This is a genomic window from Marivirga lumbricoides, assembly GCF_014636295.1.
Classification (GTDB): Bacteria; Bacteroidota; Bacteroidia; order Cytophagales; family Cyclobacteriaceae; genus Marivirga; species Marivirga lumbricoides.
On record NZ_BMEC01000014.1, the window covers coordinates 100,755 to 113,286 of the forward strand.

The window sequence follows — 12,532 nt, forward strand, 5'->3', positions numbered from 1 at the left end:
GATTTAATTAAGTTATATACAAAAATAATAATTTATAAATATAAAAACAATAAATAATATTATTCAAGTATTCAAGTCAGATTTAACACTGCGGATTTTATGTACTGTAGTTTTAACAATTGAGTTATTAATCCTTAGCCAACAATCTACCGGACTCTACTAAGTTGATAAATTCAATTCTGTAGCCATTTTCATCCTTTCCTCTGGCACCTCTGGCCAGATTCACAATCATAGGATAATCCCCTTTTTCAAGATATTCTGAGTTTTTTAATATCATGCCGAAGGTGGCTACAGCAGCAGACCATCTGAAATTATCTGATGTTTTATTTATGGCCATCACCTCATTTTCTACAGTTTTAGTTAATAATTCACTCTTTTCTCCATCCGGAGCTTTATACCTGAACTTCACTGTAAGCAATTCATTCCCAAACTGTTTTTTACTACCTTCCTCTGGTTTATCTTTCTGATACTTTAATTCATCAATAGGTTTGAAGTAACTTTCTACTCCCTTTGGTATTATTTCGTATAAAGCGGTTACAGTATGACCAGAACCTAATTCACCGGCATCTTTTTTATCATTATTAAAATCTTCTGCCTGAAGCTTCCTGTTCTCATAACCAATCAATCGATAAGCAGTTACGTTGGCCGGATTAAATTCCACTTGTATTTTCACATCTTTAGCAATGGTAAAAAGAGTTCCTCCAAATTCATTAACCAATACTTTTTTAGCTTCCAGCATATTATCTATATAAGCATAATTACCATTCCCTTTATCGGCAAGAATTTCCATTTTAGAATCTTTGTAGTTACCCATACCAAAACCCAATACAGTTAAAAAAACACCTTCTTTCCTCTTTTCTTCTATTAAGTCCTCCATAGCATCGTTGCTACTTGCTCCTACATTAAAATCGCCATCAGTTGCCAGAATAATCCGGTTATTTCCTTCCTTCACAAAATTGTCTTTCGCTATTTTATAAGCCAAATTTATCCCTGCGCCACCAGCTGTAGATCCTCCAGCCTGTAAATTCTGTAAAGCTTCTATTATTCTATTCTTTTCGCTTCCAGATGTTGGAGGTAAAACACATCCGGCTGCACCAGCATAAACTACTATAGAAACTTTGTCTTGTGGCCTTAGTTGATCAACCAATAATTTAAACCCCGATTTTAAAAGTGGTAATTTATTTTGATCAGACATAGAGCCAGAAACATCTATTAAAAACACGAGGTTAGAAGCAGGTAAATTTTCTGTAGGGATGATTTTTCCCTGCAATCCAATATGAACTAACTGATGCTTTTCATTCCATGGAGCTTTGGAAACTTCTGTATTGATAGAAAAAGGATCATTACCTTTTGGTTGCTCATAATCATAATCAAAATAATTAATCATTTCTTCAATTCTAACAGCATCAGCGGGTGGCTTTTGACCATTATTAATGAATCTGCGAATGTTAGCATATGAAGCTGCGTCCACATCTATAGAGAAAGTGGATAAGGGGTCTTTAGTAGCTTCCTTAAAAGTATTTTCATCTATTCCTTCATATTCTTCTGTATTAACAGGTTCTTGAGGATAAACGATATTTGACATAAGCTCATAAGTCATATCTGATACCTCATCTTCTTTTTTTGATCTAGATTTAAAAGTGATACCACTGACTTTACCTTTTAAGCCTGAAGTTACTACTACTTCAGAAAGCTGCGCAACATCCGTCTGCATTTGTACATCAATCACTCTTTTGGTTCCTACACTTATTTCTTGCTTTTGCATTCCAATAAAGGAGAAAACTAAAACTGCATCTTGATGACTAAAAGTAATGGAATAAAGGCCGTTTAAATCTGTCATCACTCCAATATTGGAACCTTTTAAAAGGACATTTACACCAGGTAAAGATTCTCCGCTACTGGCATCAGTGACTTTTCCAGTGACTGTAACTGACTGTACATTTGCTATTGAAGCACTTATAAGCAATAGACTAAACAATAAAATTCCTGCTAATTTTTTCATGTTATTTTAGTTTAAGTAGAACATATGCAGGTAGGATGCAACCATTTTAGATATTCCATAAAAATTTTTGCTTTTTTTTGATAAGCTTGTAATCAAGCTAATGATAACTTAGATTTTCCAAATAACAGAGTATCTTAGAGCATTATAAAATTTGGAATTGGCCGGTAACAATACAGATATAGATGAGGAAAAAGAGCTGATCAGGCAATTCAGGAAGACTAATGATCTTAACCTGCTGGGAAAGGTGTATGCTCCATACATGCATCTTGTTTACGGTGTATGTTTAAAATATTTTAAAAATCGGGAACAATCGCAGGACGCAGTAATGGCAATTTTTGAAGAACTCATTATTAAGCTCCCCAAATTTGAGGTTGAAAATTTTAAAAGCTGGTTATACGTGCTTAGTAAAAATCACTGCCTCATGGAACTAAGAAAGCAAAAAAATCATACTTCAGAAAATATTGATAACATTCCCCAATATTTTATGGAAACAAGTCATCAATTGCATCATGAAGATGGCAGAATACGTCATGAAGATAACTTAGAAAGGCTAAATCTCTGTATCTCAAAATTGAAATCAGAACAAAAGCTTTGTGTAGAATTGTTTTACCTTGAAAAGAAAAGTTATACTGAAATACAGGAAATTACTGCCTTTGACTTGAAAAAAGTAAAAAGCTATATCCAGAATGGCAAGCGTAATTTAAAATTGTGTATGGATCAAAGTGAATAAAAACAAAAACCATATTGAACCTTTGAAAGAGCTAAACCCAGAGCTAATGAAAGCTTATGTAGCAGGAAGCCTATCGGCTGAAGAGCAACATCAAGTAGAAAAATTTCTGCTGGATAACCCTTTTGAAGCTGAAGCCATGGAGGGATATTTAGAACAAACTTCTTCACTTAATGATCTAGCACTTCTGAACAAGAGATTAAAAGAGCGCATAGAAAAAACTGAAGAAGATTTAAAAATAGTTCCGATATGGAGAAAAGTGCTTCCCTACGCAGCTGTTTTCTCATTGCTTATAATGGCAACAATTATTGGCACAGTACTTATAAGTCAGCAAGAAGAAATAAAACCCATTAGCCTCCAAAATAACGACAGATTATTGGACGAGGATGAAAGTTTAAAACCTCCTGCACCAACAATTGCTGAAGCAAAAGAAGAAATAAAAGAGGAAGAGCCATTGGTTTCAAATAACGATACTACAAACGAAAAAAATAAAGTGGCTGAGCAAGATAAACCTGAAATGGAGACTTTAGCTACTAAAGAGCCTGAGAATTCTTTATTAGCGCAAGATGCGCCAAAGGAATTAATTTTGAAAGAAAACATATCTGAACAACTTCAAGGAAAAGTTGCCGGTGTTGCTACAGACAAAGAAACACGGAATGAAGATGAAATTATATCTCCAGATCAGCCTGTACCTGCTGAAATAATCACTTCAAGTTTAAAAGCGAGATCCAAAAAAGCAATATCTGACGGAACTATAGTAATAAAAGGAAAGGTATTGGATGCCGAAACAGGGGAAGGCTTACCAGGAGTAAATATTTTTGTTAAAAATAAATCTATTGGAGTGAATTCTGACCTGGAAGGAAACTTTGAAATAACTGCAGGTCCGGAAGATATTCTTGTAGCCACATTTATTGGAATGGAGAAAGAAGAAATTGCTGTTGGAGGAAAATCAGAAATTGAAATTGAGCTCTATAGCGATGTAGCTCAATTAAGTGAAGTGGTGGTTACAGGATATAGCACACAAAAGCAAACTGATGATACCTATCAGGCAGCAAGTCCTGTAGGTGGCTTTTCGAGTTTCAACGATTATATAGAAGAGAACCTTCAGTACCCAAAGGAAGCAAAAGAAAATAAAATGGAAGGCAAAGTAGTACTGAAGGTTTTTATAAGTAGTACTGGCTCTATTAAAAATATAGAAGTAACTAAAAGTCTTGGGGAGGAATTCGACAAAGAAGCTATCAGGTTGATTGAAGAAGGTCCAAAATGGCTACCTGCCAAAAGAGGTGAGCAATCTGTTGAATCAACTAAAAGAATCAGGATAAAATTTAAGCTATGATCTTTTTTAGTTATAAAATCCATATATCTTCTTTTGGTAAAATCTTTTATAAAACCTCCTCGTTCTCATAAAATCTAATTAGGATAAATTGAAGGCCTTTTGTTTTAATTAATTTATTTTTAGTATCGCAAAATATATTTAGAAAGCCCCACTGGCTTTTAATTCAAAAAATAACCGCTTATGAAATTTGGCAGTGTAGAAAACCCTGAATTAGTTGACTTTACTCTTCCTAAAGATCACCCGGACACAGAAAAAGTATTAAAAGAGAAGGGAGGAAGCCTGGATGAAATCTATGTGGGCTGTGCTAAATGGAATAAGCAGGATTTAAAAGCTTTTTACCCCAGAGGCACTAAAGATGAATTGGCCTATTATAGCCAGCAGTTTAACTCTATTGAGCTTAATGCAACGTTTTACAATAATTACGGATCCGACCAAATTCAAAAGTGGACTGAGAAAGTACCTGTGGATTTCCGGTTCTTTCCGAAAGTAAATAACTATATCAGCCATATAAAAAGGCTTAATGAAATAGAAATGCCATTGGAGGAATTCTGCACTAACATCAGAAGTTTTGATAAAAAACTAGGCATGGCATTTCTTCAGCTACATGATAATTTCGGCCCTAAAAATAAGGACAGACTGGAAGAGTTTCTTAAGCTTTGGCATGCGGATCTCCCTTTAGCAGTAGAGCTCCGGAATACTGCCTGGTTTAATGAGGAAGGACAAGCGGAATGGGTATATGATCTATTTGAGTATTATAATGTCGCTAACATTATAGCTGACACTGCCGGAAGAAGAGATTTACTGCACATGAGACTTACCTCTCCGGTAGCTTTTGTTCGTTATGTAGGTGCCAACCATGAGAGTGATTATCAAAGGCTGGATGATTGGATAGAGAGAATCAAAGAATGGAAAACCCAAGGCTTGCAAAAGCTTTACTTCTTTGTTCACCAGAACTTAGAGAAAGCTTCACCTTATTTATCCGCTTATTTTATAGAAAATTTGAACAAAGCTGTGGGAAGTGAATTAATTCCGCCTACCCTACCAGAAGATTTATTCAGCGGCAAAAAATATTGATTACAAATAGGTATATCAAATTTGAGCATACAATTACCAGGTGCCTGAATCCACTTGATTACCTTGAGCATCGTAATTGGTATAGGTACCTGATGTACCAGAAGCATTCCAGGTATAATCAGCATTTTTAAACCCTTGCGAATAAATATTAAGAGCACCTGAATTATCAGGATTTTTTGTGATTTCAATTGTGTTGTAAAACCCGAATAATTTGAAATTCAATACCCTGAGGTCTGATTCTGCCCATTCATAATTTAGTTCAGTATCAAACTCATTAAATCCTTTGAAGCTTAATTCACCATTTTTGGTATCGGTAATGCTTTCTTTACCTTCTAAAGTTTTAACTAACCCCTCTTCTTCCCCAAAATCAAAAAAGATCTCGTACAAATAATCATCCCCGGTATTTACTATTTGATAAGCGGTAGTAACAAACTGGTTGCCATTATTGTATGTCCAGGTATAAACTGTTACATCATTTGCTGCCGATATATTATTTTCTGATCCATGAACAGGTGTATGGCTTACCTGAGCATCATCAGGAACATTAAAATATGTTGCATAGGAAGTGATTCCATTTGCCTGCCGAAGAAAACCAGTAATTGCTATGGCATGATCATTTTGAGAACTTGACAGTGCCGCAGGAATATTTATAGGAGGATTTTGAGCACTAAAAACTAAAGCAACGATGGGGGTTTCATTTTCTTCAGGATTTCCTACTTCATTTTCATCTTCACCACAAGAAACAAGCAATATAATAGACAAGCTACTTACTATTAAATACCTTGAAAGCGCAATATAATTCATTCTGAACTTAATTATTTTATAACAAAAGTAAGTAAAACATCTTATTTTTCAATTAACACCTAGTCTCAACAAGCATTTTAACCACTTTACCTTCCTCAATATAAGAGAATTAACTCAATCACAAGCTAATTAGAACAGAATTAGTTCTTTAATTATTTTAAAAATCAGTAACATGTTTTATATAAATATCCCCAAAAGCTTTATAAAATAATGCTTGAAAGCCGCGAAGGTAATCCCCATCATATTCTGCTACTTTGCAAGAAGTATTCAATTTGCAGCATAAACTACCTGTTACAAATAGTTTTGAATTCACAATACTGACAATTTTCCAGTTTATCTGTTTGGTCAAAGGGCTGGTCGCTCACGAAAATCTCTGAAAGCATATGCTGCAAACCAGTTTCAAATTCATCCATCAAAGGCAAAGCATTTGTTAATTCATCTTTACCCATCTTCAATGTTTCTGAAAAATTAGCAGTAAACAAGCCTTTTCCGTTATAAAGTCCAGGCGTAAGTACTTTTCCCCGGGATAATCCTGACTTTTTCAAAAATAAATAAGCATACATCAGGGTTTGCATAGCCGCTCCATTTCTTCTCGGATGATCACGATCAAATAAGCTAGGCACGTCAGGAAATTTCACCTCATCGCCTCCGGATTTATAGTCTATTACTCTGATTTTATCACCCAATTGGTCCAATCGATCTATTGTTCCATATAAAAATACCGATAATTGTCCATTCAGAGGGAACTCTACTACGTATTTACCATCTTCTTCTACTTCTAATATAGTAATGGGGCCCAGCGTAGCATCATAATCCAAAATTTGATCTACCATTCGCTTTACAACATCTCTAATAATAATATTGCGGCCCTCAAATTCAAATTTCTCTCCTTCCCTTCCGTATAATTTCTGAAACTCCTCTTCAATTAAAGCCATAGATTTCTTTTTGAAGCTTAAAATCTTATCTGCTGTTAATTCCTCTCCTAACACTGGCTTATAGAGGTCTTCCATGACATGATGAAGAATATTTCCAAAATCAGCCGCATCTAACTCTTCACTAACTTCTTCCTTTTCTTTTAAACCAGCAATGTATCGGAAGTAAAACTGAAGCCTGCAATTCAAATAGGTTTTAAGTGCTGATGCCGAAAGTTTTCTTTTACCGGGCTCACAGTATTGCCTTAAAATTGCCTGGATTTTGTCATCCTTTTCTATAGTAATTGGTAAAGCGCGTACAGCCTGAGGGTTTTGATTGAGTACTTGCAATTGGAATTTATCAGATGAAAGTCCTAATTCATACTGCAGTTGCAATAAATACCTGCTAGGTTCACCGCCTTTCCCCCCGCTGTTGTCACTATTATACATTAAATGCAGCTTTTTGCTACGTTGCAATAGGCGATAAAACAAGTAAGCATAAATAGCATCACGTTGTTCCAATGTTGGTAAACCATATGCCTTCCTGATATTATAAGGTATGAAAGATTGAGAGTTAGCTGAACCTGGAAAATTATCCTCACTCATACTCAGAAAATAAACGTTCTCAAAATCGAGATTCCGTGACTCCAACACCCCCATAATTTGAAGCCCTTCAAGTGGCTCACCTGAAAAAGGCACTCTGAGAGATTGCATTATCCTGTTAAAAAGTCGAATAAATGCATTAACATCTAGAACTAATTTAAACTGATCGATGATTTTTTCCAGTTGACTGATATGTTTAAAAATCTCAGCAATAAACTCCTGTTCTGTTGCATCAAGCTTTTCTTCATGTACAAATTGCAAAATTTGTTTGAGGTAAGTAAAAAAATTATCCGAGGCATCTTTAAAAATGAGTTGACTTAATGGATGCTCAGGCGATTCTAAATCCAATTGCGTCACACGAATAATATTCTGCGTTTCTATTTTATTAATAGTTAATGGGGCAGCCTCTCCCATTAAATTGCCCACAAACGGATGTTTTAAAACTTTAAGAACATCCCTGTGATTAAAGCTCAGCATTGACTTTTCTGCTCTGCTATTTTTTTGAAGGTAAAGACAGGCATTCATCAACTGATAAATAGAAGCAAATCTCAAAGGATACCCCATAGTCACATTGATTTTGCTTATTTTTTCAGGAAGAGCGTATAGTACCGGAAAAAGCAAGCTTTCATCTCCCAATATAATAGCTGTCTTTTCAGGAGATGATAAATCCACTTCATTTAAAAGTTGTCCTAAAAATTTAGCCTGTGCTATATTTCCTTTTACCTCTGTAACTTTTATCTCAGGGGTTTCATCAATAATTCTTGAAGGAATTTCATGCGGAAAAGTTTTACTTAAAACGGTATGCTTTGCATATTCCCTAAAAAAATTACCTGCCTCCTGAGCTATTTCATTGGGTTCTGCATAATAGGTATCCATATCCCAAAATACTTTGGCTCCTCTTTTAACAGCTTCCGAAATAATAAATTCTTCCGCTTTTGTGAGCGCATTAAAACCAGCAAATATTAATTTACCGGTAATTTCAAGCTTACCTGTCCTTAATTGATCTGTAAATTCCCGGTAAAGCATTCCATTATATGCTTTGCCTTCAGCTTCCAACTTTGCTTTAAAATCTTTATAGACAGGAAATAAAATATCCCAATTTCTTCTGAATTTTTCCTGGGCCTCCTTCGGTTTGGCTTCAAAACTTTTCCAGAACCTCTCAATCAATGTGATTTGTTCAGGCAGAAGGAAGTCGGTGTTAGCCAGTTGTTTCCATTCCGAAAGATTTGAGAACAGTGGCCTGGCATCAGTTAAGTAATGGTCAACATCATTAAAGTCCTTTACTAATAAATCACCCCAGAAATAAAACTGCTCAAAATTTTCTTTAAAAGGAGAATGTTTCTGAAACACTTCATGCAAAGAGAATACTAAGCTTAGTTGATCCGGAACAACAAAGTCGCTTTGTTGCTTAACAAAATCTTCAATAGCCATTACCTCAGGAGCCCAAATAGGCTTACTTATCATTTTCCTTAGGGCTCTATTGAAAAATAAGCCTGCTCTTCTGTTGGGGAAAATTACCTGCCATGAAGCAATTTCTTCTCCCAGTTCTCCATATATTTTTTTTGCAATCTCTTCTAGAAATGTGTCGGCCATTATATTTTTTTAATAGGCATACTCAATTTAATAAAACAGCATTAAGCTGTGTACCCTGTATTTTTAAATTAATTTATTTCTATTATTTCCAGAGGGTTGAGGTATGCAATATGTGCTGTAACTTTGCTGTATCCCATATTTTTCAAACTTTTTTTATAAAAACTCACCTGCCTTTCATCTTTCACATCTTTCATACCTGTTTTAAAATCCAGAATACGGGCCTCTTTTTCCTTTAACAGTACTCTATCCAAGCGAATTAAAGATCCATCTGGTAAAAGCACAGGTACCTCTGTTTTCACCTCCCAGTCATTTGAAAACCACTGTATAAGAGGGCTCTTAGCCTGAAGGTTACCTTCCACAAGTTGAACAACTTTCTGATAATCGTCTGTATTCAAACTTCCTTCTGCTTCCAATTTCTTCAGCAACACTGGCAGGTTATCTAACTTTGTTAGTTTGGAAAATACATTATGCACCTGAATACCTATATCTGTTTTCGACAGACCCTCATCTTCAGCTTTAAGAATATTGTTTTGCTTTATAGTTAATTTATTTTGCCAGGTATGGCTTTCATAATAATGTAAACCAACGGTAGACAAAGTACTTACTTTAGTCTCAGTAGCCCGAGCCATTTTTTTAAAATCGTTTAAATCTCCCATCTGAAATGATTGATTTTCATGATCCCACGCACTTTCATGCTGCTCCGCATAAGTTTTTAAAAGAGTAGAAACATAGCTGGCTCCGGCATTTCCTCTTGTATTTACCAATAGCGCATCGCCTGCTCTGGTAAATGCTACATACAATAGATTTAAATTATCAAGGAAGCTTTTCACTTCTTCCTGCCAATAATCCAAAGCAAAAACTGAGTTTTTGAGTGAAGAAGAATGCCTTAAAGGCAAAAAAGGGATTTCAGCAAACGGGGTGTTTTGCGTATCTACCCATAATGTAGGAGCCATAGTTGGTATATGTGTAATAGACCAGTCTAATAAAGGAATCATACATATTTTAAATTCAAGCCCTTTTGCTTTATGAATAGTCATCATTCTGGCAGCATCTTCTCCCGCTTGTAATTTAATGGCATATGAATGCTGGTTCTGCTCCCACCACTCCAGGAAATCCGGAATTCCTCCTTTGTTACCAAAATCTAATAATACATCCTGAAATGCGGAAAGGTAAGCTTTCTCCTGCTCAATTTCTTTCAAAGCAAATAATTGTATCAGCTGCTCACTCATTTCAAGAAGGTTCAGGCTTAGTAACTGTTCCTTATGGAGTAAGAACTTTTCAGGCAGATACTTTTCGTCACTTTCAACTTTAACTATTTCATGAATAGGTAAATCAGCGTTTGCTACTATTCTTTGATAATAAAGCTTAATTTGGGCAAGTGAAATATTATTTTCATCATACAAATACCTAAAGCAGTTAAGTAAAAAATTAACAATGTGTGCATGATTTAAAAGCAATGTTTCATCAGAGATAATATTATACTGATACTTCAATGCTTTTTCAGGCTTTTCAATAATATAGCGTTCTAAAAAATCCTGAATTTCTATTCCTTCTTTTCTAGACCTAATCAGAATACCCACATCACCTAATTTAAGGCCTTCATCCTGCAATTTCTCGAGGTCAGCTACAAACCGTTCGAGCGCATATCTTCTCCAGGATACTTTTTCCTCATCTTGTTCTTCATCTTCAAAAAAATTGACCTTAACTACTCCTTGATAGTCATAATTGACTTTTTGCTTCTGAACAACATCAGTGTAAGCCATTGAAATGTCTTCCAGGTATTTCTCAACATCCGCAGTAAAGGCATTCGAGTTCCTATTTAATGCATATTGATAAACTATTTCAGGCAAGTGCTTAAATAAATCATTATTAAAGCTAATAACATGAGGCTTACTCCTGTAATTTTGAACAAGTGCCTTCTCATGATAAAAATGTGAAGGGATATCTTCCTGCAGGCCTTTCAACAACAATCTCCAATCACCACCACGCCACCTGTATATAGATTGTTTGATATCCCCAACTACTAAATTCTCTTTACCCTCTGCTAAGGAATTAGCTATTAAAGGCTTGAAATTCTGCCACTGCATAGTGGATGTATCCTGAAACTCATCCATTAGAAAATGATCGTAGAAGCTACCCATTTTTTCATAAACAAATGGACTTTCTGAGGGATCGGTACCAATAATTTCATTTAAAAATTGAGTAGTATCGGAAAGAAACTGAATACCCTCTTCCTGCTTATAATTTTGCATTCGCTCATTAAAATGCCAGCTAATGCCCAGCAGGTATATATTTCTTAAAATCTGAATGGCAGAGATATATTCTTTCTGGTTAAGAATGATGTAATCAGCTACCTTCTGAAAGTAATTGAGTAAGCCGTCATTTGCTAATTGAAAGATAACATCCTTTTGCTTAGAGGTTTTGGTAGCCAAAGATTCGCCTCCAGATTCAATAACTTTCTGAACGGTTTTATTGTAGAGCTTCTCAAAGTCGAACTCTTTTCTATCTTTTTGTATTTTAAGAAAAAAATTAGGAGCAGATCGGGAAGCTCCGCCACTGAAATCAGCAAGAGATAATCCTCTGCTTTTAATAAGCTCAACAGCTTCTTTACCCATCTTATCTAAATCATCCTCAAAACACTGTGTTATGCCATACATCCGTGCTTTAAAGGCTTTCAGCTTTCCGTAATCATTGATGGACTTACCCAAAGCTTCCTCTTTTACCTTGAATTCATCTGACATTAGTTCCCTGGTAAAAGAAAGCACTTCCTTACGGATATCCCACCTGCCTTTTTGTTCAAGTTTTTCAATAGAAAACTCCAGCAACCAATCCCTAAGAGGTTGATTAATGCTCAAATCTTCCATCATCAAATCAACTACAGCATTTCTCACCTCATCGGTATTTAAAAGCAATTCACCATCTCCCTGTAAACTTAGTTCTCTTGCAAAAGAGCGCATCACATTCTGGAAAAAACGGTCGATAGTTTGAACCGAAAATCTACTGTAATTATGAAGTATAGCCTGGAGCAGGCGCTTAGAAGATGATATTAATTGTGAAGAATCAAGATTAAGAAGCTCTTGTAATTGTTCTCCCATTCCTACAGTATTTCCTGTACTGAACTGAAATAGATTTTGTATAATACGCTCTTTCATTTCTTGCGTAGCTTTATTAGTAAAAGTTACAGCAAGAATTTTTTTATATTGCTCAGGATGCTTTAAAGCTAATTTAAGATACTCCCGGGTGAGAGTAAATGTTTTTCCAGAGCCAGCGGATGATTTATATACAGTGAATAGATTATCTACCATGTAGGGAAATTACTTATTCCTTAGGTAAATAAAAAGAAGGGGTTAATTAAAATATATGGTATAATATTACTCCAGAGGCAAGCAAACACTGCAAACCAATAATAGTAAAAGAAATCTTTTCCTCTCTTGTTCTTGCTGAAGTATAAAAGCTAAAAAGTAGAGGTTTCCTGAACTTTA

At 35.2% G+C, this 12,532-nt stretch carries 7 protein-coding genes; 3 read left to right on the plus strand and 4 right to left on the minus strand.

Translation table 11 applies throughout. The features are described from left to right. Window positions 1-127 precede the first annotated feature (127 nt). Entirely contained in the window at window positions 128-2,002 is a 1,875-nt protein-coding gene (locus IEV85_RS19980) for a vWA domain-containing protein (protein WP_188466868.1), read from the minus strand. A 151-nt stretch (window positions 2,003-2,153) separates the two neighbouring features. Here IEV85_RS19980 and IEV85_RS19985 point away from each other — a divergent pair, with 151 nt between their 5' ends. The 3 genes from IEV85_RS19985 to IEV85_RS19995 all read left to right on the plus strand — a co-directional run bounded on the left by IEV85_RS19985 (window position 2,154) and on the right by IEV85_RS19995 (window position 5,139). Beyond that, window positions 2,154-2,732: an RNA polymerase sigma factor gene (locus IEV85_RS19985; RefSeq protein ID WP_188466870.1), complete on the plus strand. Its 579-nt coding sequence runs from the start codon at window positions 2,154-2,156 to the stop codon at window positions 2,730-2,732. A 46-nt stretch (window positions 2,733-2,778) separates the two neighbouring features. Beyond that, entirely contained in the window at window positions 2,779-4,065 is a 1,287-nt protein-coding gene (locus IEV85_RS19990) for a TonB family protein (RefSeq protein WP_188466872.1), read from the plus strand. Between the two features lie 180 nt (window positions 4,066-4,245). Continuing rightward, window positions 4,246-5,139: a DUF72 domain-containing protein gene (locus IEV85_RS19995; RefSeq protein WP_188466875.1), complete on the plus strand. Its 894-nt coding sequence runs from the start codon at window positions 4,246-4,248 to the stop codon at window positions 5,137-5,139. A gap of 33 nt (window positions 5,140-5,172) precedes the next feature. On the opposite strand, the gene IEV85_RS20000 is transcribed toward IEV85_RS19995, so the two are convergent. The 3 genes from IEV85_RS20000 to IEV85_RS20010 form a co-directional block, all read right to left on the minus strand. Beyond that, window positions 5,173-5,943, minus strand: coding sequence for a hypothetical protein (locus IEV85_RS20000; protein WP_188466877.1), 771 nt, complete (start codon window positions 5,941-5,943; stop codon window positions 5,173-5,175). 284 nt (window positions 5,944-6,227) lie between these two features. Further along, complete coding sequence (locus IEV85_RS20005) at window positions 6,228-9,050, minus strand: PD-(D/E)XK nuclease family protein (protein ID WP_188466879.1); 2,823 nt, start codon at window positions 9,048-9,050, stop codon at window positions 6,228-6,230. 68 nt (window positions 9,051-9,118) lie between these two features. Continuing rightward, complete coding sequence (locus IEV85_RS20010; RefSeq protein ID WP_188466881.1) at window positions 9,119-12,355, minus strand: UvrD-helicase domain-containing protein; 3,237 nt, start codon at window positions 12,353-12,355, stop codon at window positions 9,119-9,121. Between the last annotated feature and the right edge of the window lie 177 nt (window positions 12,356-12,532).

Bases quoted from the DNA above. Each gene is read 5' to 3' on its own strand.
- IEV85_RS19980 (WP_188466868.1), bottom strand. From the start codon at position 2,002: ATGAAAAAATTAGCAGGAATTTTATTGTTTAGTCTATTGCTTATAAGT.
- IEV85_RS19990 (WP_188466872.1), top strand. From the start codon at position 2,779: ATGAAAGCTTATGTAGCAGGAAGCCTATCGGCTGAAGAGCAACATCAA.
- IEV85_RS19995 (WP_188466875.1), top strand. From the start codon at position 4,246: ATGAAATTTGGCAGTGTAGAAAACCCTGAATTAGTTGACTTTACTCTT.
- IEV85_RS20000 (WP_188466877.1), bottom strand. From the start codon at position 5,943: ATGAATTATATTGCGCTTTCAAGGTATTTAATAGTAAGTAGCTTGTCT.
- IEV85_RS20005 (WP_188466879.1), bottom strand. From the start codon at position 9,050: ATGGCCGACACATTTCTAGAAGAGATTGCAAAAAAAATATATGGAGAA.
- IEV85_RS20010 (WP_188466881.1), bottom strand. From the start codon at position 12,355: ATGGTAGATAATCTATTCACTGTATATAAATCATCCGCTGGCTCTGGA.